We start from the raw sequence: 25399 nt of genomic DNA, 5'->3' as shown, positions 1-25399 counted from the left end.
CAAAAATGGAATTACTGCGAATGGTTTTTACCCCGGGAATTCCCAGTAGCGCTGTTGTCAGCGGGTAGGAAATTTGGTCCTCCACATCTTGAGGGGAACGTCCGGGCCATTCGGTGTATACGATTTGCTGGTTTTCACCAATGTCGGGGATAGCATCAACCGGAACCGGGTCAGACGGCAAAATTCCGGTATTCCATCCAAATGGTGAATTCACAATTCCCCAACTGATGATTACAATCAGGAAGAGGAAGGTTACCAGCTTGTTTTCTAAAAAGAAACGAATTATTTTGTTGAGCATGGTTTATGTGTTATGAAAATTGAACACAGGTGATTAATTGAAATAATCACAGAAAAGCATGCAAAATTGAATGCACACGAAATCGCTCGGAATCAGTGAATACCGAAACCGAAAAGTGTTCAGAAAATCATAAACGATAAACCTGAATATCGGAAAGGAGCTCGCCAACTAGCTTGGGAGGCGGCGATTCAATGTAGTTAACTGCTGTATTTTCTTCTGTCAGAAGATTTTCATGAAGCAAGTCCAGGCTGATTGTTGCCAGTTCTACAGGTATGAACGCGATATGATCCAATACAAATGGAGAAGTGTAATCTTCCTGTAACTGAATAACATGATTTTCGTTGTGGCAGCAACCATCCATATCACAAGTCCCGTCATCGCCAGCACAATTGTGAGCAGTTCCGGTCATGACAGCAACATGTACCAGCTTATTCCCGCAATAATGCTTGGACACAGTGAATCCCATTGTTAGAACTAACAACAGGAAAACAATGCTAATATGACTGATTTTGCGGATCATAAATCTTATGTCAGTATGCAAATGTAACGTATTGAAAGTAAAAATGGTTTAGTTGAAGCGTTAAAGTTTGTAAATCGTGTTTTATTGCTAATGAAAGTTAATATCTGTATCGTGAATGTTTAAAACAAAAAAAAGCGAGGTACAATTACTTCGCTTTTTCTTGTTTTATATGGAATGGATTATTGAATACTTACTTCAACTTTGGCTGATAGTTGTTGAACCAGATTTTCAATATAGCTTCTGAAGTAGGCCGGATCTTTGAAGCGTTCGTCGCTCAATTCCCAACCCGCAGCAGCATAATAAGTAACCGGTTTGTCATTTTCAACCTTTAACTTCGCTAAGAAAGTATTGGTTAACTGCCCTGTTTTTGGCGCTTCGGTATATCCTTCGTAAAGATCGCGAGGAACGATAATTGCCAGGCCTAACCACCATTCCCGGTTGTAGGTTTGCTGATCATGCGTTAACAAAACCATCCATTGATCGTTTACCGGAATCTCCTCCAGCGGATTCTGATCGTTGATATTAACCAGGCCGATCACTAATGTCTCGTCACCTTGCAAGCCGGAAAACTTAACCGTGTTTTGGTAGGCATACATACCAGGCCAGATTGCAGTTGTTTCATCAACGTTGTAGCTACGTCCTTCAGGATGCCAGTTTTCGTATTGGTAGCTAAGAGTCGATTTTACTGGTCCTTCATTGGTAATGTTGAAGATTGTTTTTTCAACATTATTGATCGAATCGTTTAATGTAACACCAAGGCGCATTAAACTGTCACCTGCCATCAAAGCGTATCCCCCTAGTCCTACAGAGTTTCCTACAGCCAGAATGTCGCGACCCCAATCAGCCATGACGTGGTAGTTATCTTCAACTTCTCCTTTTGAATTGATACCAACATTTTCAGGTGACATAAAGGCTGCTCTTTTCCCAAAAAGGTCTTTTGCATTTCGGCCATCCAAATAATGGCGGAAGCCAATTTTATCGTTTTCCCAAGAAGGGCCGTCGGTTTGGTAGCGTTGGTAGCCCAGGCTCTTGTAGATTTCGTTTGCCGGAAGAATTTCGCTTGTTGCCGGTTTAACGGGAGTATCTACTGAGCTTCGTTTCCCGAAACGTGCACTGGTGCGAATGGTGTAAGCCGGTTTTTTTGTGACCCATTGTAAGGTGTAATTGGCTTTTTCGCCGGCATTCAGGTCCGCAACGAAGAACAGTTCATCCCAGCTTTGATCTCCATTCAGGTCGTCGAGTTGTGATGCTATGGTATCGCCTTTCGAAGAAATAACCAAAGGGTAAACTTCGCCTTCAGGAATATTCGGGAGTTGTGATCGTTCAATTGAGATGGCTTTGTCGGTTAGATTTAGCTCCGAAGTATTTGATAGCTCAATCTTTGTTTGCTGCGGTGCTGTTTTACATTGTGTAAATGCGAACGTGCAGCCAAGTGCTGTTAATGCTAGTAGTAAAGAATTGTGTTTCATGTTCGTATTTTTGTTTTTTGGTTTTTCTTGATCTGGTTCACTTGCTCTTTACTTTTCCGGAGCCTGAATCGGCTCCTTCACTAATTGCATAAAGTTGTTACCCCAAGTCACATCACTTTGGTCAACTTTTAGAAAGATATCGGCCGGCACTTGCTGGTAGCAATTATTGATGAGCATGTTTTTTGAATCGCTTACTTCTATAATAGCCCGTCCTTCATGCGGCGTTTTGGTTCTGATGTCGTTTAGAATAACTCCGTTGCATTTGGTGAATTCTAAAGACGGACCTTTTTCGGTTGTTATAACGATATTATTAAAGTGTAGATTTTCTGCTGTCTCAGCCGTAAAGCCGTCTTCTGTTTCCAGGTTAATGTTATCGAAAGATAGTTCGCTGACTGGCATTTCTTCGATTCCGCGAATGAAGCCTGCACTCTTAATATCTACACCGGTGACATTACTGATGTGTATATTCCTGAAAATTGGTGTGCGATCGCTTACCGGTTCCGGTTTCGAAGTTTTATCGTAGAAAAGATTAAAGATGAAAGCATTTTTCTGAATGTTACGCATCACAATATTATCGACACGGATGTTTTCGACTACGCCACCTCTGCCGCGCGATGCTTTCAGCCGGATTCCTGCATCAGTACCATCGAAGACGCAGTTGGAGATCGTTACGTTTTTAACGCCACCCGACATCTCGCTTCCAATAACGACTCCTCCATGACCAGATAGCATGACACAATTGGTAACGGTGATGTTTTCGCAAGGCTTTCCATAGTTGCGGCCATCAAAATCGCGGCCCGATTTGATGGTGACACAATCGTCGCCTACGCTTACGAAGCAGTCCGAAATACGAACATTGGAACAAGAGGAAGGGTTGATTCCATCGGTATTCCATCCATCGTCGGGGTTGTTTATCGTGATGCCATGAATAACCAGATCATTACAGCCAACCGGATTGATGGTCCAAAATGGTGAATTTTTTATGGTGATACCTTCAATGTTGATGTTATTGCACTCCTGAAACTGGATAAACGGCGGGCGAAAGAAAGCCCGGTTTAATCCTTCTTCGAAATAAGGCTCCACTTTAATTTCTTTGTTCTGGTCGAACCACATTTGCTGGTATTTCGTCAATTCCTTCGATGGGTTGTCTTTCCATTTGTTGTATTGAATACGCTTAATTTCTTCCCACCAAACTTTGCCGTTACCTTCCAGCGTGCCTTCACCTTTAATGGTAATATTTTCGGCACCTTTGGCATAAAGTAGCGGAGTGAAGCTATTCATGAAGATTCCTTCCCAACGAATTTTACGGAAGGGGAGGTAGTCGTCAAAATCGGTAGAGAAGGATAATGTTGCTCCAGCATCGAGTTGCAGGGTTATATTACTACGTAATGTAATAGCTCCTGTGGTATAGGTACCTGCGGTGAAGCAGATTGTTCCACCTCCTTCCTTGGCCGCTTGTTCGATTGTTTGGTTGATTAATGCGGTGCATTTCTCGTTACCGCTGTTATCGGCGCCAAGAGCCCGAATGTCATAAGTTTTCGCGAAGAGGCTGTTTGCTATGAGCATAAACAGCACGATTGCAGTTGTTTTCATCTTACTGGTTTTGTCGTTCTATTAATTCTGAAGTTCCCAAAGTTAGACTTTCCTTCAGATATTTACGAAAAATTATCCGAAAAATACAATCGATTGCACTTATTGATTATTACTGGTTTTCCGATGAATGAGCTTTTAGTGGAAGGGAGACTTCATAGTGGCGATTCCCGTCGGGGCATTAATTCTTGTAAATCTTTGTGTTAAAATTTTATTTCACCAATAATAGCTCTTGTAATTTCAAAAAAAAGAAATACTTTTGCAGTCCCGATTATTGTCCGTACTTGCAGTTCTTATAATTGATTGAAAATGTTGTGGATAGAAAAGTTATCAACGAGCCCGATGTTAATAACCTGGAAATTTATAACAGATTGAGATGTAAGTTTTTGCAACTTTTAGTGTTTAATTAAAAAAAATTAGAGCAAGTGGATACTTTATCTTACAAAACCGTTTCGGCCAATAGTGCCACGGTAAACAAAGAATGGGTTGTTGTTGATGCAGCTGGTATGCCGCTGGGACGTTTAGCCAGTGCTGTTGCCAAATTGCTGCGTGGAAAACACAAACCTAATTTTACTCCTCACGTTGATTGTGGAGACAATGTAATTGTTATCAATGCTGAAAAAGTGAAGCTAACTGGTAACAAGTTGAATGACAAAATTTACCTGCGTTACACTGGTTATCCAGGGGGACAACGCAAACAAACTCCGGCGGAAATCATGAGTAAATACCCGGAACGTTTGGTTGAAAAAGCAGTGAAAGGTATGTTGCCTAAAAATCGTCTGGGACGTGCTATTCAGGGTAACATGAGAGTGTATGTAGGTGCTGAGCACAACCAAGAAGCTCAAAACCCGAAAGTTATTGATTTGAATACAATTAAATTGTAACAATGGAAGTAGTAAACACCTTAGGACGTAGAAAGTCAGCCGTTGCCCGCGTGTATGTAAGTGAGGGTAAAGGTAACATCACCATTAACAACCGGGAGTTAAACGAATACTTCCCAAATGGTACACTTCAGTACATTGTGAAGCAGCCTTTAAACTTATTAGGCGTTGCTGATCAATACGACATCAAAATTAACCTTGACGGTGGTGGTATTAAAGGACAAGCTGAAGCAGCTCGTTTAGGTATCGCTCGTGCAATGGTTGAAATTAATGCAGAAAACAAACCAGACTTGAAGCATGCAGGTTTCATGACTCGTGACCCACGTGAAGTGGAACGTAAGAAACCAGGTCAGCCAAAAGCTCGCAAGCGCTTCCAGTTCTCAAAACGTTAATATATTATATCAAAAGAATAACTGTGGATCTGAAACCACTGAGACTCCCCGGCAACGACGAGGGACTACTCAGAGGTTGCTTTTCGACAAATTATTACAAAAGTTAAAAAGATGCCAAGAACAAATTTTCAAGAATTATTGGATGCAGGTGTACACTTTGGTCACCTGAAAAGAAAGTGGAATCCAAACATGGCTCCATACATTTTTATGGAGAAAAACGGTATCCACATCATCGACTTACAAAAAACTGTTGTAAAAATCGATGAAGCTGCCGCTGCCATCAAACAAATTGCCAAATCGGGACGCAAAGTTTTATTTGTGGCTACTAAAAAACAAGCAAAAGAGCTTGTATCTGAAGCTGTTGGTAATGTAAATATGCCTTTCGTTGTAGAACGTTGGCCTGGTGGTATGTTGACAAACTTCCCAACAATCCGTAAAGCTGTTAAGAAAATGATCTCTATCGATAAGATGATGAAAGACAGCAGTTGGGATAACTTATCAAAACGCGAAAAGTTGCAAATTACTCGTCAACGCGCAAAATTGGATAAAGTATTAGGTTCAATCGCTGATTTAACTCGTTTGCCTGCTGCTTTGTTCGTTGTTGACGTATTAAAAGAAAAAATCGCTGTACGTGAAGCTCAAAAACTGGGTATCCCTGTATTTGCGATGGTTGATACAAACTCTAATCCTGATGGAATTGATTTCGTAATTCCTGCAAACGACGATGCTTCTCAATCAATCCGTTTGGTAACTCGTGTTATGTGTGACGCGATTGCTGAAGGTTTGAACGAACGTAAAGTTGAACGCGAGAAAGAAGGCGAAGAAGCTCCTAAGAAAGCTAAATCAGCTAAGAAAGAAGCTGCGAAAGCAGTCGTTTCTGATGATAGCGAGGATGATGTAGATGTTGATCTGGACAATGACGATTCAGAAGAATAATTGCTCACTTTAATTAAAAAATAGAAAAAGATATGGCAATTTCTGCTGCAGATGTAATGAAGTTGCGTAAAGCAACCGGCGCTGGTATGATGGATTGTAAAAATGCTTTAACAGAAGCAGAAGGCAGTTTTGACCGCGCTGTAGAAATTATTCGTGAAAAAGGTAAACTGGTAGCTAGCAAGCGTTCTGACCGTGAGGCTTCAGAAGGTGCTGCTTTGGCTAAAACGAGTGCTGACGGTAAATTTGGTGCTATTGTGGTTGTTAACTGCGAAACTGACTTCGTTGCTAAAAACGAAGGATTCGTAGCTTTAACTCAAAGCTTCCTGAATGTTGCTGTTGACAACAAACCAGCTGACCTTGACGCACTGAAAGCATTGTCTTTAGACGGTCGTACATTGGCTGATCACGTTACAGAACAAACTGGTGTTATCGGCGAGAAAATTGATTTGTCATACTACGGTTGTGTTGAAGCTGCTGCTGTTGTGGCTTATATCCACCCGGGTAACCAATTGGCTACTGTTGTTGGTTTCAACCAAGAAGGGGTTGATGCACAAGTGGCTAAAGATATCGCTATGCAAGTTGCTGCGATGAATCCGGTTGCTGTTGACAAAGATTTCGTTTCTCAGGAAGTAATTGAAAAAGAATTGGAAATTGCTAAAGAGAAATTCCGTCAGGAAGGTAAACCAGAAGCAATGTTGGATAAGATTGCTCAAGGTTCTTTGAATAAATTCTTCAAAGAAAATACCTTGTTGAACCAAGCATTTGTGAAAGACAACAAAGTAGCTGTTAAAGACTACCTGGAGTCGTCAAGTAAAGGTTTAACTGTAACTAGCTTCTTGCGTGTTACTTTAGGAGAATAATTAGCTTACGCTTATTATACCATATTTGAAGAGGTCGTCCGGCAAAGGATGACCTCTTTTTTTGTACTAAGTTCCAAGTTCCAAGTTTCGAGTTTCAAGTTTCGAGTTTCAAGTTCCAAGGCAACCCGACAACTTCAGATATTAAGGACAACCTGATGTCCGAAAAACTTTCCACTTTCATCCCTGTTGGAGATTCCCTCCGAATCATGAATGTTTTTTTTTGTGTCAGCTTACAGGTTCCAAGTGCCAACCTTATTGTGTCATTATAAACAAGTGTTTAAAAATAATGAAGATTTTTGGGGTATCCTTTTCGGCTTTGGACGGATTAATAAGTGTTTAGCGATTCTTACGCCTCCCGGCGTACTCTTACAGCACTTAGTATTCGTGAAAGATTTGTTTTTCATATCTGGTGTACTACGATTTATTTTGATTGTTCATTAAACAGGATTCAACTATTATGCCTTTAATGTATGCCCTGTTCGAAAACCACCTCACAGCCGATCCGTCGGACTATATGGCGGTGGTACAAGACCTGCAAAGTAAAACGCAGGAAGATGTAATTAACCTGATGATAAGCCGCGGCTCCACGGTAACCAAAGCCGAAGCCCTCTCGGTATTCGAGGAGTACGCGCTTGCCCTGGAACAGCTGGTAACCGATGGCTATGCCGTTAACACCCCGCTGTTTAACCTGTCGCCTTCCATCAAAGGCGTCTTCTATTCCGATACTGAACCATTTAACCCGGCCACCCACACCGTAAGGCTGAACATTAGCCCCGGTACCCGTTTGCGCCAAATGGCATCGGGTATAAGCCTTAGCCGTGTGCAGGGAGCCAGTCCGCAGCCCGACCCCTTGTACCTGGAGGACTTGGGTAGCGGCACCCGTAACGAAACGCTTACCTCCGGCAATATTGCCCAACTTATAGGTAGCCGCCTGAAGTTTGAGGCCAGTGACCAACAGCAAGGTATTTTTATACTGGCGGCCGATGGTGCTGAAACCCGCGTAACTACCGTATCGAACAACAAGCCCTCGCGGCTCGATTTCCTGGTACCGCCACTCACTGCCGGAACTTACCGGATTGAGGTTAGGGCGCTGATCCATCACTCCATGAACCTGCGCAAAGGCACTTTGCCGGTCGAACTGGCAGTTCTGTAAGCTTCAATTTATACCCTTATAATGGAAAACCGTCTTCCATTATAAGGGTAGTCTAAATACCAAGCAATGGTCGTTGCCGTACCAGCCTTTGGTCGTCGCTGTTCCAAAGCTTGGTATCCGCATTGCTTCCGCACGAATCCCCATCGCGCGGTGGCAATGAAGCAAAAAGCCTACACGATGCGGTCGTGCCGGGAGCGGAGGGGATTCTTCAAACGAACAAATAAAAAAACCATGAAAACACGATTAATTCTTCTTATTCTATTGGCTTGTATTTCAAGCCTTGGCTACACATTCGCTGGCGCGGGTCTGTGACCCGTGCCTTGCTTTGAAAAAGCAATAATTTACCTTAGGGCAAGGCACAAATTACAAATTTGCGCCAGCGGGGGATTCGGGTTATACCCGACACAGGACACTGCAAATCTGCTCCGGCCTTCGGATAATAGCGAGGAGTAGACTAAAAAAGATTACTTCAGGGCATAAAAAAAGCCTGCTATTAAAGCAGGCATGGAACTATTGGATTTTTGTTTCTCTACGCTTTTACTAACCGTTTAAGGCCTCTGCTCCGTTGGTTACCTCCAGAATTTCGTTGGTAATAGCAGCCTGGCGAGCTTTGTTGAAAGTCAAGGTTAGTTCTTTGATCAAATCCGTGGCGTTATCGGTTGCCTTATGCATAGCAGTCATGCGGGCACCATGCTCAGCTGCATTTGAGTCTAAAAGGGCTTTAAAGAGCTGAATTTTTAACGAACGGGGAATCAATTCATAGACGATCTCTTCCAGGCTTGGCTCGAAAATATAATTCAGGTTCATATTTGGACCTTTCCGATCTTCGGACTGTACCGGTAAAAATTGCTCTGCTGTACAAATTTGTACTGCCGCATTTTTAAATTGGTTATAAACCAACTCAATTCGGTCGTAGCTACCTTTTGCATAGTCGTTCATCAGGTTTTGCGCCAGTACTGACGATTCCTCGTAGGTAAGCTTGTCAAAGACCTGGTTGGCTTGTCCGGCGATGTCATATTGCCCCGATTTCAGGTATTTCTCGCCTTGCTTTCCAACGACCAGGAAATGGACATTTCCACGACGGAGTTGCCTTCCGTAACGGGCTTCAACCATTTCTATGGCTGTTTTGGCAACCGATGAATTAAAGGCACCACAGAGGCCGCGGTTTGAACTGATTAAAACGATCAGAATTTTTTCCGGGTCACGTTGTTCGGTGTATATTGACTCATCGAGATTATCAGCAGCGGTACTTAACGATCGCAGGATGTGCTGCAATTTGTCGGCGTAAGGGCGAATCTGAAGGATTGCATCCTGCGCCTTTTTCAACTTCGCAGCCGACACCATTTTCATGGCGCTGGTTACCTGGCGGGTTGTTTTTACCGAGCTTATCCGGGTTCGTATTTCTTTTAAACTGGCCATTTTAGTATTTGCTTCATGCCGGAGTTATAAGCCGACAGTTTACGATTTAAAACGTGCTGCAACGTCGGCAGCTGCTTTTTCGATGTTTGCTGTACCTTCGTCTGTTAAGCTACCTTTTTTCAACTCGTTTAGGGTTGGACGGTATTTTGCTTCCATCAGTTCAATGAATTCTTTTTCGAATTCTTTGACTTGGTCAACCGGAACCTTACGCAACAATTCTTTGGTCCCGCAGTAGATGATGGCAATTTGGTGCTCAACCTTTATCGGTGCATATTGTCCTTGTTTCAGGATTTCAACGTTTTTACGACCTTTATCCAACACACGCATGGTTGCAGCATCCAGGTCGGATCCGAACTTGGCAAAAGCTTCCAGTTCGCGGAACTGGGCCTGGTCGAGCTTGAGGGTACCGGCAATCTTTTTCATTGCTTTAACCTGTGCATTACCACCAACACGCGATACGGAGATCCCCACGTTAATTGCCGGGCGAACACCAGAAAGGAATAGGTTAGATTCCAGGAAGATCTGTCCGTCGGTAATAGAGATCACGTTGGTTGGGATATAGGCTGATACGTCCGAAGCTTGCGTTTCAATAATTGGAAGAGCAGTTAATGAACCACCTCCTTTTACCTTACCTTTCAAACAGGCGGGAAGGTCATTCATATCAGCTGCAATCTTGTCAGAGTCGATGATTTTGGCTGCACGTTCCAATAAACGGGAGTGCAGGTAGAAAACGTCCCCGGGATAGGCTTCACGGCCTGGTGGGCGACGAAGCAACAACGAAACTTCACGATAAGAAACGGCTTGTTTCGACAAGTCGTCGTATATAATTAAGGCATGACGGCCCGTATCGCGGAAATACTCACCAATGGCAGCTCCGGCATAAGGGGCATAAAATTGCAGGGCAGCCGGATCTGCTGCTGTTGCCGAAACGATAACCGTATAGTCCATGGCTCCGTGTTTGGCCAATGTTGCAGCAATATTGGCAACGGTAGATCCTTTTTGGCCAACAGCTACATAGATACAGTAAACCGGTTTTCCCTCTTCAAAATTAGCGCGTTGATTGATGATGGTATCGATAGCAACGGCTGTTTTACCGGTTTGACGGTCACCAATAATCAACTCGCGTTGTCCGCGACCAATTGGAATCATCGCGTCGATAGCTTTAAGACCTGTTTGCAATGGCTCTTTTACCGGTTGGCGATAGATTACCCCGGGAGCTTTACGTTCCAAAGGCATTTCGAATTTTTCGCCGCTTAAGGCTCCTTTACCGTCAATAGGTATACCAATTGTATTGATTACACGTCCGAGAACACCTTCACCTACTTCGATTGAGGCAATGCGGCGAAGACGTTTTACAGTATCACCTTCTTTGATTTCTTCTGAAGCACCTAAAAGAACAGCACCAACGTTGTCTTCTTCCAGGTTCAGCACGATACCTTTGACCCCGCTGTCAAATTCAATCATCTCATTCTGCTCAACATTCGATAAGCCGTAGATGCGGGCGATTCCATCGCCAACTGTCAACACCGTGCCTACTTCTTCCAGTTCGGCTTCCGATTTAAATCCTTCCAGTTGTTGTTTGAGTATCGCGGATACTTCAGCAGGTTTTATATCAGCCATGGTTATCTCTTTTTCTATTTAATTTCAGATTGTAATAACTTTTCTTTTACTTTTTTAAGTTGACTGGCGATGCTTGCGTCAACTTGCTGATCTTCAATTCGCAGTACAAAGCCACCAATGAGCGATGGATCTACCTTGCGAGTCAGTTCGATTTGCGCATTGAGTTGCTTTTCGAGCTGTTTTTGAATTTCAGATATGATGGCAGGGCTAAGGTCGGTAGCAGTAGTAAATACAGCTGATTTAATTCCTTCTTCCTGTCGGTACAGACTTAATAGGTTGCGGCAAATGCCCGCCAGATGTGCTTCCCTTTTGTTGTTGGTAACTAACTCGAGGAAGTTAAGTGTGAGCGGTTTGATTTTCTTGTCGAAAATTGACTTTAGTAATTTAATCTTCTGGGAAGTTTTAACGATCGGGCTTTCCAATAAAATTCTAAAGTCAGCGCTGTCATTGCATAAAGTGTAAATCAGCTCAATATCTTTTCGAAGGGTATCAAGTTGTTTCTTTTCTTTGGCAAGGCTGAAAAATGCTTTTGAGTAGCGGACTGTAACTTTACTTTGATCCATAATTCTAGTTCAATTTCAAATCCTTGAGCAAACTCTTAATCAGTTCTTCCTGATCATTCTTCCCGTTCATTTCTTTTTGGATGATCTTCTCAGCTACTAAAACTGACAGTTCAACCACTTGCTTCTTCATCTCTGCAATAGCTGCTGTTTTTTCAGCTTCAATTTGTTGACGTGCCGCTTCGATAATTTTTTGGCCTTCAGTATGGGCCAGAGTTTTAGCGTCAGCAAGAATTTTGTCTTTTACTCCACGTGCCTCTTTTAATATTTCTGTTTTCTCTTTGCGCGCTTCGTCCAGAATTTGCTCTTGGTCAGCTTTCATATCGGCGATTTCCTGCCGAGCTTTATCTGCAGAAGAAAGTGCTTCTGCGATGGTTTTTTTACGGTCGTCCAAGGCTGTTAGGATTGGTTTCCAGGCAAACTTTTTGAGCACATAAAAAGTGATGCCAAAAATGATGACCATCCAAAATAAGGTTCCGTAATCCGGTGTAATAAATCCCATGACTAAATCTTTTTATGTTGCCTCCGCTTCCGGCAACCCCGGAAGCTGGCAACATTTCAACTAACATTTCCTAACTAAAAAGAATCAATGCGCAGATGATAACGGCGAAGAAAGCAACACCTTCAACCAATGCAGCAGATACGATCATGTTTGAACGAATGTCTCCACTTGCTTCCGGCTGACGTGCGATCGCTTCCATGGCGCTGGCTCCGATACGGCCAATACCAATACCGGCTCCAACAGCTGCTAAACCTGCACCGATACCGGCACCAATTTCAGCCAAACCAATACCAACGTTACCAACGTTTCCGATTGCTTCTTGTAAAAGGACTAGTAATGTACTCATAATGAACTTTATTTATGATTGAGTATTTGATTTATGTTCTTTTGCAGTATGATGTTCTGCTATTGCCATTCCGAAATATAAAGCCGATAGTAGGGTAAATACATAGGCTTGGATGAATGACACTAAAACGTCGAGTAAGAGAATAAAAACTGAAAATAAAACCGACAAGGGGCTAACAGCCAGGCCGGCTCCAATCCCTCCCGATTGACCGAAGATAAAGATCAAGGCCACAAATACAGTTACGATCATGTGTCCGGCCAGCATGTTGGCAAACAAACGGACCATCAAAACGACTGGTTTCGTGATCACCCCGGTTAACTCGACGAGCGGCATTAAAGGGATTGGGAATTTTAACCACCAGGGAACGTCGGGGTTGTAAATTTCTTTCCAGTAATGTTTGTTTCCGCTGAATGTAGTGATAATAAAAGTGAATACCGCCAGAACCATCGTCACTGCAATATTCCCGGTTACGTTTGCGCCGAACGGAAATATGGGGATTAGGCCCATGAGGTTATTCATTAGGATGAAAAAGAAAATTGTCAGTAGAAATGGCAGATACTTTTCATACTTGTCTTTACCGATTGTTGGCATGGCCACCTCGTCGCGGATAAAGAGAATAACCGGCTCGATTAGGTTTTGCAGGCCTGTTGGAGCCTGACCCGCCGAGTTCTTGGCCATTCGGGCTACTTTAAGCAATAAAAATACCAGTATGAAGACGCTCACAAAGATCCCGGTTACTGCTTTGGTAATTGAAAGGTCGATTGGAAGTCCAATAACTTCACCTGCATCGTTTAGTTCAACGATTTTCCCCGCATTTTTACCTTCTTCCTCTATCTTAAAGTTTTTATAGGTTGCATGGCCATGTTCAAATTTTGAAGACCAGAAAATATTCAACCCGGAATTGTTACTATACAGGATAATGGGGAGAGGAATGGCAATGTGGTGACTTTTGTAAGTTAAAATATGCCATTCAAAAGCGTCGGAAACGTGTTCTGTTACAAATTTGCCAGCTTCAAACTTCTCAAGGTGAGATTCAGTCTGCTCTTCAGATCCGTGTATCTCTTCAGCCAGGATACTCTTTGAGGCTAGCCCCAATGTTATGAAAACAATCAGAAAAGTGATGTATTTGACTTTGCCTGAAAGTTTTAATTTGAGATTCACCATGTCGTAAATGTTCTTTTGAAAGGAGGGACCAAATTAATAAATTAATTTAGAAGAATCCTCAATTTTTTCGTTTTACAATGCGAGTTATAGCGTTTATTTCCATTAAGGTAAAGCCCAGATAGATAATAAACAAACAAAGCAGGAAAAGTTTGGCATGTTGGGCGTGAAACCAAACATATGCTAACGCAAAGAAAATGTAAAGGAACATTTTCCCCATGTTCAAAGCCAGAAACCAAATATTGAATTTTCGGATGTTTCTTGAAATAACTCTTAAAAGCTGAAAGTGCATTAAATTGGTGACTGCGTAGAAAAAAAGCACCATCACTTCGAAATGAGGGATCCCTGTTTCCTTCAGGATTAAATTTGTAAGCAAGTTCTCGCCTGCAATCAAGCCAATGGCTAAAATCCCGGTCTTAATAAGAAATGATTTCATCTTATTTCTTTTTTATAAAGTTCCTAATGGCATGGTAAATTGCCCCTATAAATGCCAGTATCATGAACACAAGCGTAAAGACCGGAAAATTTAAATTCAGCCAATCATCAATCTTTATTCCCGCAAATACACCAAGTCCCATAATGGCGATCATTTCGAACGCCAAGCTTGAATATTGAATAAATTGATTAAAATCTTTAGGCGGTTTTCGCTTTTTCATGGTTTAGTTGGTTTCCCATAGTACAGTTACCTGAGAACACCGATCCCGGTTCAATGCTTAATTTGTCCGTGCCAATCTCTCCCAGAACCGTTGACGTAGATTTGAGAGTAATCAGTTGTTCAATTTTCATCTTCCCTTTCACATAACCAGCGACTTCACAGTTCTTACAAGTTACTTCTCCGGTCACTTTCCCTGTGTCTCCGATCACCACCCGACCATTACTCGAAATATTGCCGTTTAGTTCTCCGTCAATTCGGATGTCACCTTCTGATTTAATATCACCAGTGATGATTGTTCCTTTACCGATTAGGTTGATTACCTGTGTGTTTACTTCGTTGTACGTTTTAGCCATCTCTCTTTTTTTATTTTAAGCGCGATCAAATATAGTAAAGGTTTCATTTTAAAGAAAAAATGAAACCTTTCTATTTATAGTTAAAAGAGATGTTTTTTAACGTAAATGGTTACCCTTATTTGTTGAAATGGTAAAGGAATGTTACTTCTCCGTCAAATGCAGGCTTTTTATTTCCTTCAATTTCCATTTGAACTCTGAGCTGAACTTTACTGATTCCTCTAAGGTTGGCAATTGATTTTAACCAAACGTGGGTTCTGATTTGGCTGTCAACTAAAACAGGTTGTCCGAATTTGAAATTGTCGATTCCGTAGTTTACCAGCATGGCAAAATTTTCAACCGTTAACACTTCTTCCCACATGACAGGAAGCAGCGATAAGGTCAGGTAACCGTGGGCAATTGTTTTTCCGAAAGCACCTTCTTTCTTTGCTCTTTCAGGATCCGTGTGGATCCATTGGTAATCCAGTGTGGCATCGGCAAACTTGTTGATCTGCTCTTGTGTTACCGTGTGGTATTCAGAAACACCCAGTTTCTGGCCGATGTGTTTTTCAAAATCTTCGTGACTTTTAATGATGAGTCGACTCATGTTTGTATGTTTTTTTCAATTTAGATTAAGCGTTATAAGCCCATTTCAGGTAGATCGCGCCCCAAGTAAATCCGGCACCAAATGCAGCAAGGATGATGTTGTCTCCTTTTTTCAATTGCTTTTCGTAGTCCCACAAGCACAAGGGGATGGTTGCTGCCGTTGTATTTCCGTATTTCTGGATGTTGATCATTACCTGCTCTTTGTCGATTTGCATGCGGCGGGCAACGGCGTCGATAATGCGCATATTGGCCTGGTGCGGAACTAACCATGCCAGCTCGTCCGGCGTGATTTCATTCTTCTTCATAATCTCCACGGCAACATCAGCCATTCTCGATACAGCATATTTGAATACCGTTTGTCCGTCCTGGTGTACGAAATGCTCCCGGTTTTCAATCGTTTCAATAGAGGCTGGGCGTTTAGAACCACCGGCTTTCATTTGTAAGTAGTGGCGACCTTTTCCATCAGTATAGTTGATGTGATCCATAACTCCTATGGCTTCTTCTGTTGGCTCCAGCAATACAGCAGCAGCTCCGTCTCCAAAGAGCGGACAGGTGGTTCGATCGGTATAGTCAGTAATGGCGCTCATCATGTCGGCACCAATAATAATTACCTTTTTGTATCTGCCTGTTTCAATGAAGCTTGCGCCGGTAGTTAATGCAAAAACAAAGCCTGAACAGGCTGCGCTGATGTCGTAACTCCAGGCGTTATGCATGCCTGCTTTGCGGCAAATGATGTTGGCTGTTGCCGGTAATGGACGATCTGGGGTAATTGTCGCGCAAATGACCAAGTCGATTTCCTCGGGAGCCGTATTGGTTTTTTTCAGCAACTCTTTCACTGCGCCAACACCCATATCGGAGGTTGCTTTCCCGGCTTCTTTGAGAATTCTTCTTTCCTTGATCCCAATGCGCTGCATGATCCACTCATCAGACGTATCAACCATCGTACTTAACTCTTCATTTGTAAGCCTGTACTCAGGCAAAAATGCACCAATACCCGTTATTGCTGCATGAATTTTTCCCATATTTCAAATTTTTTAAACACCCACCTTTAATCGTAAGATGTTGGATTTCAGGTTATAGATGAGATTCGATAAAAGCTAAAAAAAGAGGCCGAAAGATAGGAGGAAAATATTTAAGCGCAAAAGAAAAGATACGCAAAAATGAAGGGCTAAGTCGTTTTAAAACAATTAATTAAAACGTTCAAAAATTTCAGAAAAAGACAAAAAAAGATCAGAAGAAAGCTCTTCTGATCATCGTATAGAGAATTAAACAGTTACGTTCTTTTCAATTGCAAGTTTACCTCTGTAGTAACCGCATTCGCCGCATACAGTATGGTATTTTACAGTTGCGCCACAGTTTGAACAAGTAGCCAATGTAGCAATTGCTGCTTTGTGATGAGATCTTCTTTTATCTCTTCTAGCTTTTGATGTTTTGTGCTTTGGATGTGCCATTTTCTAAATTCTTTATTCGTTTCCTAATAATTTTTTCAAATCGTCCCATCGTGAATCTGTTTCTTCTTCATGATTCTCCGATGTGTATCTAAGGTCTTTTAGTTTTTTCAACATTTCCGGGTTGCAACCACGTTTGCCGTTTTTATCTTTCGGGTGAATTTGTCTGATTGGGATCGCGAGGATGATAAAGTCGTAAAGCATTTGAGCTATATTGACTTGATGGTCGTTAACGTCGACCCAAATTACATCGTCACCATCTTCGAAACTGTCTTCTCCGTATTTGATAAAAACTCTGTTCTCTGCAGAAATAGGCTGATCGTAATAATCTAAACACCTGTCGCATTGAACATTTACTGTTCCGGAAACATGAAACCAAAGAACCATTAATGCACTTTGCTTTTCGAGGATGACTTTTGCCTGAACGTTTCCGTCCTCGGCGATTCCGCCATCAAAATAGTCGAAAAATTTCTTATCTATTTGAAAGTCAAACTCGTGTCTGCCAAGAGCGAGACCTTTAAATGCGATATTATAAGTTGATATTCCGGCCATTGCTTCGAAAAAAGTGTTGCAAAAGTATAAAAAATATAGAAACGAAGAAAATTATCTGATTTTTTTAACAGGGAAAAATGAATTGTATTTTTCAGCTTTGCAATGGTCAGTTTTACAGTGGTTTAATATTTGATATTCTTGTTGAAAAAATGAGACTTTCTCAGAATGATCCTGAAAGTAGTGCCTTTGCCGATTTCTGATTGTTTGATGAATATTTTCCCTTGGTGATAAATCTCGATAATTCGTTTGGCTAAGGATAGCCCAAGGCCCCAGCCTCGTTTTTTGGTTGTAAAACCCGGGTTGAATATGCTTTTGAACTGGGTTTTGGCTATTCCTTTCCCATTATCGGCAACATCGAAGTAGATGTATTTGTCGTCGTTTTGAAGACTCAATGTGATTTTACCGGAATTGCTCATTGCATCGATAGCATTTTTACACAGGTTTTCAATTACCCAGCTTATTAATGCCGGACTGTGTGGTGTATTGAAGTTTTTATCGTGCGGAAACTGCATGTCGAATTGGACTTTTTGCGATGTACGTGTTTGCAGGTAAGTCACCGTAGCAACAATTGTTTTTCGTAGATCTTCAGGAATCAGCTCCGGTTTCGATCCGATTTTTGAGAAACGTTCCGTTATTTTTTCCAGTCGGTTAATGTCTTTCTCAAACTCAGTTACCAGTTCCGGGTTTATATTCTGCGTTTTTAAGAGCTCAATCCAGGCCATTAACGAAGAAATTGGTGTTCCAAGTTGGTGCGCTGTTTCTTTGGACATGCTTACCCAAAGCTGGTTTTGTTCGGCTTTTCGTGAAGAGTTGAATATGAAATAAGCAACAATAATGAAAAGCGCAATAACGCTGATTTGTATCAGCGGAAAGTATTTAAGGTTTTGTAGCGTCTTCGAATCGCGATAGTAGATATATTGGGTTTCGGTTTCTGATAATATGATTTTAATTGGTTCCTTTTCGCTAATCATTTTCTGCAGCTCGGCCTGCAATGTTTGGGCCTTCCGCTCTTCCTGGAATTCGATGTTGGCCGAGGCGAGAATATTTAGTACGCTGTCGGTTAGAATGATGGGGATATCCGTGTTTGATTCCACAATGTGAGACAGGAATGAAATATTATCGTCTGGTGTATCGATTGGCGAACTTAGCCGTCGGGTGGCTTCGGCCCATAAAGCAACACTTCGGTGTTCTTCCTCAGCCATTTTGTGTGCCAGCCAATTTGTGTACAGAACTGATGCAAAGCCAATAAAGATGGCAACAAATACCAGCAGTAATTTCCAGCGACGATTTCGTTGATAGAGTTCCAAGATGCTTATAATTTTATTAACCGGCAGTTTCGTGAAAAGCTTATTTCTTACTAGATAAACTTTGATGTATTCAACGAAGCAGCCTGACAAAAAGTATAAGCAAAGTACAATTATCCTTTCAACAGATCAAGGGCTGCTTTTTGAATACCTTTTTGGTCGTATCCGCATTCGCGTATAAGCTCTTCTACTGTTCCATGTTCAATGAAGCGGTCAGGTACCCCAAGGCGGACAACCTTGGCTGAATATTGATGATCGACCATGAATTCAATAACTGCTGATCCGAAACCTCCTTGAATTACCCCGTCTTCGATTGTGATAATTTTATCGAACTTCTTAAAAATGTCGTGGAGAAGTTCCTCGTCAAGCGGTTTGACAAAACGCATGTCGTAATGTGCCACTGAAAAACCTTCTTTTTCAATTGCATTAATGGCTCTGGATGCGTTAATGCCGGTTGTTCCTATTGTCAAAATTGCCAGGTCTGATCCTTCATTCATCGTTCGGCCTTTGCCAATAGGAATCAGCTCGAATGGTTTTTTCCAATCGACCTGGCAGCCGCAGCCTCGTGGATAGCGAATAGAAAACGGCCCCATGTTTTCTTGTTGTGCTGTGTACATGAGGTTACGCAGTTCAATTTCGTCCATTGGTGCCGATACCGTCATGTGGGGAATATGACGCATGTAGGCGATGTCGAAAACGCCATGATGAGTAGCTCCGTCAGCACCAACCAAGCCACCACGATCCAGGCAGAATACAACATTCAGATTTTGGATCGCTACATCATGAATGATTTGGTCGTATGAACGTTGCATGAAAGTTGAGTAAACGTTACAAAACGGAACCATACCCCGTATTGCCATACCTGCCGAAAAAGTGACAGCATGCTGTTCGGCAATACCTACGTCGAAAGCGCGATCGGGCATTTTTTCCATCATGATATTTAAAGAGCTTCCACTAGGCATAGCAGGCGTTACACCTACAATCTTGTTATTCTTTTCTGCCAGTTCAACCAAGGTGTTTCCAAAAACATTTTGAAATTTGGGAGGTTTGTTCATCGCGCACTCACAATCGAGCCGTTCTCCGGTTACCTTGTTAAATTTTCCGGGAGCGTGGAATTCTGTTTGGTTGAGTTCAGCCTGTTTGAAGCCTTTCCCTTTTTTTGTAAGGACATGGAGTAATTTTGGCCCAGGGATTTCGCGTAAATCCTGAAGTACTTTGGTTAAGTATTTAATGTCATGTCCGTCAATCGGACCAAAATATCGAATGCCCAGGCTTTCAAAAAGGTTAGATTCTTTCAGAAGGGCTGATTTTAGAGCCCCTTCAGTTTTTTGAACTAAACGTCGTGCCTTAGGACCAAAGCCGTTTAGTTTTCCAAGTCCGTCCCAAACTTCTTGTTTCAGCTTATTGTACGACTTCGACTTGGAGATATTTAATAAGTAGTTGCTAACGCCGCCAACATTGGGGTCGATAGCCATATTGTTATCGTTGAGAATAATCAGCACGTCGGAATTATTGACGACGGCGTTGTTTAAGCCCTCGAAAGCCATCCCGCCGGTCATGGAGCCATCGCCGATTACTGCTACTATTTTCCGTTTTTTGTCTTCCTGAAGATCCGTCGCAACAGCCATTCCCATTGCAGCCGATATTGAAGTGCTGGCATGGCCAACACCAAAGGTATCGTATTCGCTCTCTGTTGGCTTAGGGAAGCCGCTAAGCCCGTTGTATTTTCTGTTTGTGTTGAACTTTGTACGACGACCGGTTAATATTTTGTGTCCGTAGGCCTGGTGACCAACGTCCCACACTAACAAGTCGTAGGGCGTTTGATAAACGTAGTGAAGAGCGACGGTTAATTCAACAACCCCCAAGCTGGCACCAAAGTGTCCCGGGTTGGTAGAAACCTCGTCAATGATGAACTGTCTTAATTCCGAACAGACATTCGGTAATTCATCTATTTTTAGTTTTCGTAGATCTTCGGGGGTATCGATATTTTCCAGCAGTTTCACTGCACCTTCTTCCATGTTGCCAAAATTTGAGAGCCCACAAATATACAATTTATCACTAACGCGAGCATCGTTAAAAGTCGAAGATCAAATAAACCTGATGTTTTGTCATGATTTGGCCTTCGAATTGTTAGATTCTTTGCCGGTGTCGTTCTCGTTGGTCAAAACGAATAAGCTCTGTGTAGCCAACAGTTGTTAAGAGTTCTATGGCTGCGTCAAAGTGTCTTCCAATTTGCGCTGTTTTGTGAGCATCTGATGTCAGGGTAATTGGAATTTGATGGTGGAAACACCGCTCCAGAATTGACGGAGAAGGAGTGAATTCTGCACAAGGGCGGTCGAAACCACCGGTATTTAACTCAATCACCAACTGTTGATCCTTGATGATTTTTAGTGTGTCGTCGATAAGTTTTGATTGGTCTGTTTCCGGATATACCCGAAATTTTTTGATAATGTCCAGATGTCCGATGATATCAAAAAGGCCAGTGCGTGCGGCTTTCTGTATCAGGTCAAAATAACGCTCGTAGAGGTAGTCGTTCGACCATTTTCCGTAAAGTGATTTGTCGGTATCGAAGTTCCAGTCCCCAATAAAGTGGACCGATCCAATGACATAATCCAGGGGGAGGGAGTCAATTAATTGGGCAATTTCACTTTCCATCCCTTCCAGGTAGTCAATTTCTGCACCCAGCTTTACCGTTATTTTGTCCTTGTACTTTTCTTTAAGAGCCTGAACTTGTTCTACCATTACAGGGAGATCAACCTGCGCGATCGACCAATCTACTGGCTTCAGACAAATATGATCGCTAAAACCAATTTCGTCGAGACCTTTTTCTATTGCTGCACGAATCATTTCTTCGTGAGTATTCTTCCCATCCGAAAGAACGCTGTGCATGTGATAATCTGTCATTCCAATCATAGGACCTTTGTGCTATACTTTGGGTTCAGACCTTAAATTTAGTCAATCAAAGTTCAAAATGAAAGAAGTTCGGGGAGGGGTAAAAAAAAGGCAGCTTCAACAAGCTGCCTCAAAGCCATGAAAACAATTAAACAATGTTCAGAAAACAGAAAACTAGAAACAATTATATTGTAAAAATTTCTTTTGTCTTTTTTTCAAGTAAGCTTTCAACGGTTTTTGCGAAATCATTGGTCATGTTCTGAACGTCATTTTCAGCGTCTTTCTCCAAATCTTCCGATAACCCGTTTTTTAGCAATTTTTTTAAGGCGTCGTTTGCATCTTTGCGAGCTGAACGAAGTGCAACTTTTGCATTTTCACCTTCATTATTGGCTTGCTTCGATAATGATTTTCGACGTTCTTCAGTTAACGGCGGAACATTGATGCGAATAAGTTCACCATTGTTCTCCGGATTGAACCCTAAGTTAGCATTAATAATTGCTTTTTCAATTTCCGGGATCAATTGTTTTTCCCAAGGTTGAATTGCAATTGTTCGAGCATCGGGTGTATTGATATTCGAAACTTGCGCTAAAGGTGTTGCACTACCGTAATAATCAACTGCTACTCCGTCAAGCATTCGGGGCGAAGCCTTTCCTGCACGTATATGAACTAATTCTTTCTCTAAATGGTCGATGGCAGATGCCATTCTCTCCTTACATAAATCTAATATCAGTTCTACTTCCTCTTCCATGAATGTGATATGGTCAGTTCATCTTTTTGTGCTGACAGCAAATATAGAAAAAATTAAAGAATATTGAAATTCGCGAAAAAAAAACGCCTAAAAATTGGCTGGGTTAAAACTAGCGATGGACCAGAGTACCTATGTTTTCGCCTGTTACAACCTTTTTCAGGTTTCCTTTTTTATCCATGTTGAAAACAATTATTGGTAATTTGTTCTCTTTGCACATCGTGGTGGCAGTCAAATCCATCACTTTTAAACCTCGATTGTAGATTTCGTCAAAAGAAATTTTGTCGAATTTTTCGGCAGTTGGATCTTTTTCAGGGTCGGCGGTGTATATCCCGTCAACGCGGGTTCCTTTCAGCATCACGTCGGCTTCAATTTCAATACCGCGTAACGAGGATCCTGTGTCGGTTGTAAAGTAAGGGTTGCCCGTTCCAGCTGAAAAAATCGCTACTTCACCTCGCTCGAAAGTTTCCAGCGCTTTGTCTTTCGAGTAGAATTCTCCAACCGGTTCCATCCGGATCGCTGTTAGGACACGCGATTTTACCCCTACTGCAGTTAATGCCGAGTTTAATGCCAGTGCATTGATAACAGTTGCGAGCATTCCCATCTGATCGCCTTTAACCCGGTCGAAGCCATTGGCGGCGCCACTTAAGCCCCTGAAAATATTTCCACCACCGATTACGATGCCGATTTGTACGCCGAGTTCTGCTATTTCTTTGATTTGCTCAGCATATTCATTTAACATCGTTTGGTCAAGCCCGTATTCTTGTTGGCCCATGAGGGATTCCCCACTTAATTTTAGGAGTATGCGTTTGTATGCTATCATTGTCTGTTTTTTTGCCAAAAGTAGGAAAATTGAGAAAATTTCACTCCTTCAGCCTTTAACTTTCCATGTTACCTTGCCTTGAGATGATCGTTCATGTTAAGCCTTCTATATATTAATAAGAGGGAATTTCCATTTCGCAATTAATTATTACTTTTACAGCCGCTGATTTTCAAGAGTTATGACATTAAGCGTGATTTTATTTTTGATGGGATTTTTAAGGACGCTCTTATTAATAGTTATTTTTTATTACCTCATTCGTTTTGTCGTGAAGTTGTTAGCGCCGGTATTTGGATTTCAACAGGTGAACCGGAAACAACAGCAACAAAATCGAAGAACTGAGAAGAGGGCAGAGGGAGATGTACGCCTCGAGAATGTGGAGAAACAAAAGTCGCAGTACTCCAAAGATGATGGAGAGTATGTCGATTTTGAAGAGATTGATTAAGGCTACACAGCAGATAGATAGTATATAAACCAAAAATTAATATTCAACAGCAATTAACGCATTAGATTAATATGGCTCAGGAAGATATTTTTAAAAAACTGGTTGCCCATTGTAAGGAATACGGGTATGTATTCCAGTCGAGTGAGATTTATGACGGACTTGGGGCTGTTTACGACTACGGGCAAAATGGTGTGGAACTCAAAAACAACATTAAAAAATATTGGTGGGATAGCATGGTGCTTCTGCACGAAAATGTAGTTGGAATCGATTCAGCTATTTTTATGCACCCTACAATTTGGAAAGCTTCGGGCCATGTTGACGCGTTTAATGATCCGTTGATTGACAATAAGGATTCCAAGAAACGCTATCGTGCCGATGTCTTGATTGAAGAGCAGTTGGCTAAGTACGAGGAGAAAATGGACAAGGAAGTTGCCAAAGCTCAAAAGCGTTTTGGTGATTCGTTTGACGAAAAGCAGTTTCGTGCGACCAATCCGCGTGTTTTGGCTAACCAGGAAAAGTGGAATGCCCTTCATCAACGGTTTTCAGATGCTTTGAATGCTTCTGATTTGGCTGGCTTGAAGCAAATTATTGAAGACGAAGGTATTGTTTGTCCGATTAGCGGTAGCCGTAACTGGACTGATGTTCGCCAGTTTAACCTGATGTTTTCAACCGATATGGGCTCAACTGCCGATGGCGCTTTGAAAATATATTTACGTCCGGAAACTGCTCAAGGGATTTTTGTAAACTACCTGAATGTGCAAAAAACGGGTCGTATGAAGCTTCCGTTTGGTATTGCACAAATTGGGAAAGCATTTCGTAACGAGATTGTTGCCCGCCAGTTTATTTTCCGGATGCGTGAGTTTGAGCAAATGGAAATGCAGTTTTTCGTGAAGCCGGGAACTGAATTGGATTGGTTTGATCAATGGAAAGAAACCCGGATGAAGTGGCACCGTGCCCTCGGTTTTGGCGATGATAATTACCGTTTTCATGTACACGAAAAATTGGCGCACTATGCCAACGCTGCGGTGGATGTAGAATATAAATTCCCGTTTGGCTTCAAAGAAGTAGAGGGGATTCACTCACGTACCGATTTCGACTTGTCGCAGCACCAGAAATACTCCGGAAAGAAGATTCAGTATTTCGATCCGGAATTAGGCGAATCTTATGTGCCTTTCGTTGTGGAGACGTCCATTGGTGTTGACCGGATGTTTTTGCAGGTAGTTTCTGCTTCATATTGCGAAGAGGAAGTTGAAAGTAATGGCAAGAAAGATACACGTGTGGTAATGAAATTGCCTCCTGTGTTAGCTCCTGTGAAGCTTGCAGTAATGCCGTTGGTGAAAAAAGACGGATTGCCTGAAAAAGCGCGTGAAATTATCGATGATTTGAAATTCGATTTTAATTGCCAGTATGATGAAAAAGATAGTATTGGTAAACGTTATCGCCGTCAGGATGCGATTGGAACACCATTTTGTGTGACAGTTGATCACCAAACATTAGAAGATCAAACTGTGACGATTCGTTATCGAGATACGATGGAGCAAGATCGTGTGGCTATTACCGAATTGAAAGGCATTATTGCTGATCAAGTAAGTTTTAAAAAGCTTTTTGCTAGTCTAAAATAACATAAGCGGATATATGAATTCTAAAAAGCTCCCATGAGGAGCTTTTTTTGTGGCTTTTTGTTTAGTTTTACTTTCAATCTGTAAGTGGTGTTATTTTATCCCTTTTTCCTTCATATTTACTTGGCTAATCAGATAGCTTCAGAATTATATTTGATATATTATATTGTGTATGTATCTGTAGTATAGCTATTCGTGTTGCATATCTGCTTAAAAACATACAACTTAGCTTTTGAAATTTTCTTTTGAAGTTCTCATCCTTTTATTGTGCTAAAAT

Annotated in this window: 29 protein-coding genes; 7 read left to right on the top strand and 22 right to left on the bottom strand. The window is 41.9% G+C overall.

Annotated features, from left to right (window positions below; translation table 11 throughout):
* The 4 genes from AC37HE_RS16680 to AC37HE_RS16665 form a co-directional block, all read right to left on the bottom strand.
* On the bottom strand, nt 1–298 hold a 298-nt coding region (locus AC37HE_RS16680), incomplete at its 3' end, for an efflux RND transporter permease subunit (protein WP_500784213.1).
* A gap of 127 nt (nt 299–425) precedes the next feature.
* Nucleotides 426–818 (bottom strand): HYC_CC_PP family protein, encoded by a 393-nt coding sequence (locus tag AC37HE_RS16675; RefSeq protein WP_500784211.1) that lies wholly within the window; start codon nt 816–818, stop codon nt 426–428.
* Between the two features lie 179 nt (nt 819–997).
* A complete protein-coding gene (locus tag AC37HE_RS16670; protein WP_500784209.1) occupies nt 998–2287 on the bottom strand; it encodes a DUF4861 domain-containing protein in 1290 nt (429 codons plus the stop codon).
* A 48-nt stretch (nt 2288–2335) separates the two neighbouring features.
* Entirely contained in the window at nt 2336–3880 is a 1545-nt protein-coding gene (locus AC37HE_RS16665; protein WP_500784207.1) for a glycoside hydrolase family 28 protein, read from the bottom strand.
* Between the two features lie 422 nt (nt 3881–4302).
* On the opposite strand from AC37HE_RS16665, the gene rplM reads away from it, so the two are divergent.
* From rplM to AC37HE_RS16640, 5 genes are all read left to right on the top strand, one after another.
* Complete coding sequence (rplM, locus tag AC37HE_RS16660) at nt 4303–4761, top strand: 50S ribosomal protein L13 (RefSeq protein WP_500784205.1); 459 nt, start codon at nt 4303–4305, stop codon at nt 4759–4761.
* 2 nt (nt 4762–4763) lie between these two features.
* The gene (gene rpsI, locus AC37HE_RS16655; protein ID WP_500784203.1) at nt 4764–5150 is read left to right on the top strand and encodes a 30S ribosomal protein S9; all 387 of its coding nucleotides are present in this window, start codon (nt 4764–4766) and stop codon (nt 5148–5150) included.
* A gap of 111 nt (nt 5151–5261) precedes the next feature.
* Nucleotides 5262–6086, top strand: coding sequence for a 30S ribosomal protein S2 (rpsB, locus tag AC37HE_RS16650; RefSeq protein WP_500784201.1), 825 nt, complete (start codon nt 5262–5264; stop codon nt 6084–6086).
* Nucleotides 6087–6118: 32 nt separating this feature from the next.
* Nucleotides 6119–6946 carry a translation elongation factor Ts gene (gene tsf / locus AC37HE_RS16645; RefSeq protein WP_500784198.1) on the top strand — a complete coding sequence of 276 codons (828 nt, stop codon included), beginning with the start codon at nt 6119–6121 and terminating at the stop codon, nt 6944–6946.
* A gap of 457 nt (nt 6947–7403) precedes the next feature.
* A complete protein-coding gene (locus AC37HE_RS16640) occupies nt 7404–8099 on the top strand; it encodes a DNA-binding domain-containing protein (RefSeq protein WP_500784196.1) in 696 nt (231 codons plus the stop codon).
* Between the two features lie 540 nt (nt 8100–8639).
* Here the strand turns inward: AC37HE_RS16640 and atpG are convergent.
* The 18 genes from atpG to pyrH all read right to left on the bottom strand — a co-directional run bounded on the left by atpG (nt 8640) and on the right by pyrH (nt 23061).
* Entirely contained in the window at nt 8640–9518 is an 879-nt protein-coding gene (gene atpG, locus AC37HE_RS16635; protein ID WP_500784194.1) for an ATP synthase F1 subunit gamma, read from the bottom strand.
* A gap of 39 nt (nt 9519–9557) precedes the next feature.
* Nucleotides 9558–11138, bottom strand: a complete 1581-nt coding sequence (gene atpA / locus AC37HE_RS16630; RefSeq protein WP_500784192.1) for a F0F1 ATP synthase subunit alpha — start codon at nt 11136–11138, stop codon at nt 9558–9560.
* Between the two features lie 14 nt (nt 11139–11152).
* Nucleotides 11153–11701 carry an ATP synthase F1 subunit delta gene (atpH, locus tag AC37HE_RS16625; RefSeq protein WP_500784190.1) on the bottom strand — a complete coding sequence of 183 codons (549 nt, stop codon included), beginning with the start codon at nt 11699–11701 and terminating at the stop codon, nt 11153–11155.
* A gap of 4 nt (nt 11702–11705) precedes the next feature.
* Nucleotides 11706–12200, bottom strand: coding sequence for a F0F1 ATP synthase subunit B (gene atpF, locus AC37HE_RS16620; RefSeq protein WP_500784189.1), 495 nt, complete (start codon nt 12198–12200; stop codon nt 11706–11708).
* A 70-nt stretch (nt 12201–12270) separates the two neighbouring features.
* Nucleotides 12271–12546: an ATP synthase F0 subunit C gene (gene atpE, locus AC37HE_RS16615; protein ID WP_500784188.1), complete on the bottom strand. Its 276-nt coding sequence runs from the start codon at nt 12544–12546 to the stop codon at nt 12271–12273.
* A 12-nt stretch (nt 12547–12558) separates the two neighbouring features.
* Nucleotides 12559–13710, bottom strand: a complete 1152-nt coding sequence (gene atpB, locus AC37HE_RS16610) for a F0F1 ATP synthase subunit A (protein ID WP_500784186.1) — start codon at nt 13708–13710, stop codon at nt 12559–12561.
* Nucleotides 13711–13768: 58 nt separating this feature from the next.
* Nucleotides 13769–14143, bottom strand: coding sequence for a hypothetical protein (locus tag AC37HE_RS16605; RefSeq protein ID WP_500784184.1), 375 nt, complete (start codon nt 14141–14143; stop codon nt 13769–13771).
* A gap of 1 nt (nt 14144) precedes the next feature.
* Nucleotides 14145–14363, bottom strand: a complete 219-nt coding sequence (locus tag AC37HE_RS16600) for an AtpZ/AtpI family protein (RefSeq protein ID WP_500784182.1) — start codon at nt 14361–14363, stop codon at nt 14145–14147.
* The gene (locus AC37HE_RS16595) at nt 14341–14715 is read right to left on the bottom strand and encodes a bactofilin family protein (RefSeq protein WP_500784180.1); all 375 of its coding nucleotides are present in this window, start codon (nt 14713–14715) and stop codon (nt 14341–14343) included. Before AC37HE_RS16595 ends, AC37HE_RS16600 begins: the two co-directional genes overlap by 23 nt.
* Before the next feature lie 115 nt (nt 14716–14830).
* Nucleotides 14831–15298, bottom strand: coding sequence for a MaoC family dehydratase (locus tag AC37HE_RS16590; RefSeq protein ID WP_500784178.1), 468 nt, complete (start codon nt 15296–15298; stop codon nt 14831–14833).
* Between the two features lie 25 nt (nt 15299–15323).
* On the bottom strand, nt 15324–16319 hold the full coding sequence (locus tag AC37HE_RS16585; protein WP_500784175.1) for a beta-ketoacyl-ACP synthase III: 996 nt from the start codon (nt 16317–16319) through the stop codon (nt 15324–15326).
* Between the two features lie 243 nt (nt 16320–16562).
* Nucleotides 16563–16748 (bottom strand): 50S ribosomal protein L32, encoded by a 186-nt coding sequence (gene rpmF, locus AC37HE_RS16580; protein ID WP_107820609.1) that lies wholly within the window; start codon nt 16746–16748, stop codon nt 16563–16565.
* Nucleotides 16749–16760: 12 nt separating this feature from the next.
* Nucleotides 16761–17297, bottom strand: coding sequence for a YceD family protein (locus AC37HE_RS16575; protein WP_500784173.1), 537 nt, complete (start codon nt 17295–17297; stop codon nt 16761–16763).
* 122 nt (nt 17298–17419) lie between these two features.
* On the bottom strand, nt 17420–18604 hold the full coding sequence (locus AC37HE_RS16570; protein ID WP_500784171.1) for a sensor histidine kinase: 1185 nt from the start codon (nt 18602–18604) through the stop codon (nt 17420–17422).
* A 110-nt stretch (nt 18605–18714) separates the two neighbouring features.
* On the bottom strand, nt 18715–20619 hold the full coding sequence (gene dxs, locus AC37HE_RS16565; protein WP_500784169.1) for a 1-deoxy-D-xylulose-5-phosphate synthase: 1905 nt from the start codon (nt 20617–20619) through the stop codon (nt 18715–18717).
* Nucleotides 20620–20731: 112 nt separating this feature from the next.
* The gene (locus AC37HE_RS16560; RefSeq protein WP_500784167.1) at nt 20732–21505 is read right to left on the bottom strand and encodes a histidinol-phosphatase HisJ family protein; all 774 of its coding nucleotides are present in this window, start codon (nt 21503–21505) and stop codon (nt 20732–20734) included.
* Nucleotides 21506–21677: 172 nt separating this feature from the next.
* Entirely contained in the window at nt 21678–22241 is a 564-nt protein-coding gene (frr, locus tag AC37HE_RS16555; RefSeq protein WP_500784166.1) for a ribosome recycling factor, read from the bottom strand.
* Nucleotides 22242–22350: 109 nt separating this feature from the next.
* On the bottom strand, nt 22351–23061 hold the full coding sequence (pyrH, locus tag AC37HE_RS16550) for a UMP kinase (protein ID WP_500784164.1): 711 nt from the start codon (nt 23059–23061) through the stop codon (nt 22351–22353).
* A 265-nt stretch (nt 23062–23326) separates the two neighbouring features.
* Here pyrH and AC37HE_RS16545 point away from each other — a divergent pair, with 265 nt between their 5' ends.
* Nucleotides 23327–23503, top strand: a complete 177-nt coding sequence (locus AC37HE_RS16545) for a DUF4834 family protein (protein ID WP_500784162.1) — start codon at nt 23327–23329, stop codon at nt 23501–23503.
* Nucleotides 23504–23574: 71 nt separating this feature from the next.
* A complete protein-coding gene (locus tag AC37HE_RS16540) occupies nt 23575–25125 on the top strand; it encodes a glycine--tRNA ligase (protein ID WP_500784160.1) in 1551 nt (516 codons plus the stop codon).
* Nucleotides 25126–25399: the final 274 nt, after the last annotated feature.

This window comes from Mangrovibacterium sp. (assembly GCF_059905295.1).
This window is presented reverse-complemented; position numbering and strand designations above follow the sequence as displayed.

Excerpts from the sequence above, each read along its gene's own strand:
- AC37HE_RS16675 (WP_500784211.1), bottom strand. The coding sequence starts at position 818 with ATGATCCGCAAAATCAGTCATATTAGCATTGTTTTCCTGTTGTTAGTT.
- AC37HE_RS16670 (WP_500784209.1), bottom strand. The coding sequence starts at position 2,287 with ATGAAACACAATTCTTTACTACTAGCATTAACAGCACTTGGCTGCACG.
- AC37HE_RS16665 (WP_500784207.1), bottom strand. The coding sequence starts at position 3,880 with ATGAAAACAACTGCAATCGTGCTGTTTATGCTCATAGCAAACAGCCTC.
- rpsI (WP_500784203.1), top strand. The coding sequence starts at position 4,764 with ATGGAAGTAGTAAACACCTTAGGACGTAGAAAGTCAGCCGTTGCCCGC.
- rpsB (WP_500784201.1), top strand. The coding sequence starts at position 5,262 with ATGCCAAGAACAAATTTTCAAGAATTATTGGATGCAGGTGTACACTTT.
- tsf (WP_500784198.1), top strand. The coding sequence starts at position 6,119 with ATGGCAATTTCTGCTGCAGATGTAATGAAGTTGCGTAAAGCAACCGGC.
- AC37HE_RS16640 (WP_500784196.1), top strand. The coding sequence starts at position 7,404 with ATGCCTTTAATGTATGCCCTGTTCGAAAACCACCTCACAGCCGATCCG.
- atpG (WP_500784194.1), bottom strand. The coding sequence starts at position 9,518 with ATGGCCAGTTTAAAAGAAATACGAACCCGGATAAGCTCGGTAAAAACA.
- atpA (WP_500784192.1), bottom strand. The coding sequence starts at position 11,138 with ATGGCTGATATAAAACCTGCTGAAGTATCCGCGATACTCAAACAACAA.
- atpH (WP_500784190.1), bottom strand. The coding sequence starts at position 11,701 with ATGGATCAAAGTAAAGTTACAGTCCGCTACTCAAAAGCATTTTTCAGC.
- atpF (WP_500784189.1), bottom strand. The coding sequence starts at position 12,200 with ATGGGATTTATTACACCGGATTACGGAACCTTATTTTGGATGGTCATC.
- atpE (WP_500784188.1), bottom strand. The coding sequence starts at position 12,546 with ATGAGTACATTACTAGTCCTTTTACAAGAAGCAATCGGAAACGTTGGT.
- atpB (WP_500784186.1), bottom strand. The coding sequence starts at position 13,710 with ATGGTGAATCTCAAATTAAAACTTTCAGGCAAAGTCAAATACATCACT.
- AC37HE_RS16605 (WP_500784184.1), bottom strand. The coding sequence starts at position 14,143 with ATGAAATCATTTCTTATTAAGACCGGGATTTTAGCCATTGGCTTGATT.
- AC37HE_RS16600 (WP_500784182.1), bottom strand. The coding sequence starts at position 14,363 with ATGAAAAAGCGAAAACCGCCTAAAGATTTTAATCAATTTATTCAATAT.
- AC37HE_RS16595 (WP_500784180.1), bottom strand. The coding sequence starts at position 14,715 with ATGGCTAAAACGTACAACGAAGTAAACACACAGGTAATCAACCTAATC.
- AC37HE_RS16590 (WP_500784178.1), bottom strand. The coding sequence starts at position 15,298 with ATGAGTCGACTCATCATTAAAAGTCACGAAGATTTTGAAAAACACATC.
- AC37HE_RS16585 (WP_500784175.1), bottom strand. The coding sequence starts at position 16,319 with ATGGGAAAAATTCATGCAGCAATAACGGGTATTGGTGCATTTTTGCCT.
- rpmF (WP_107820609.1), bottom strand. The coding sequence starts at position 16,748 with ATGGCACATCCAAAGCACAAAACATCAAAAGCTAGAAGAGATAAAAGA.
- AC37HE_RS16575 (WP_500784173.1), bottom strand. The coding sequence starts at position 17,297 with ATGGCCGGAATATCAACTTATAATATCGCATTTAAAGGTCTCGCTCTT.
- dxs (WP_500784169.1), bottom strand. The coding sequence starts at position 20,619 with ATGGAAGAAGGTGCAGTGAAACTGCTGGAAAATATCGATACCCCCGAA.
- AC37HE_RS16560 (WP_500784167.1), bottom strand. The coding sequence starts at position 21,505 with ATGACAGATTATCACATGCACAGCGTTCTTTCGGATGGGAAGAATACT.
- frr (WP_500784166.1), bottom strand. The coding sequence starts at position 22,241 with ATGGAAGAGGAAGTAGAACTGATATTAGATTTATGTAAGGAGAGAATG.
- pyrH (WP_500784164.1), bottom strand. The coding sequence starts at position 23,061 with ATGATAGCATACAAACGCATACTCCTAAAATTAAGTGGGGAATCCCTC.
- AC37HE_RS16540 (WP_500784160.1), top strand. The coding sequence starts at position 23,575 with ATGGCTCAGGAAGATATTTTTAAAAAACTGGTTGCCCATTGTAAGGAA.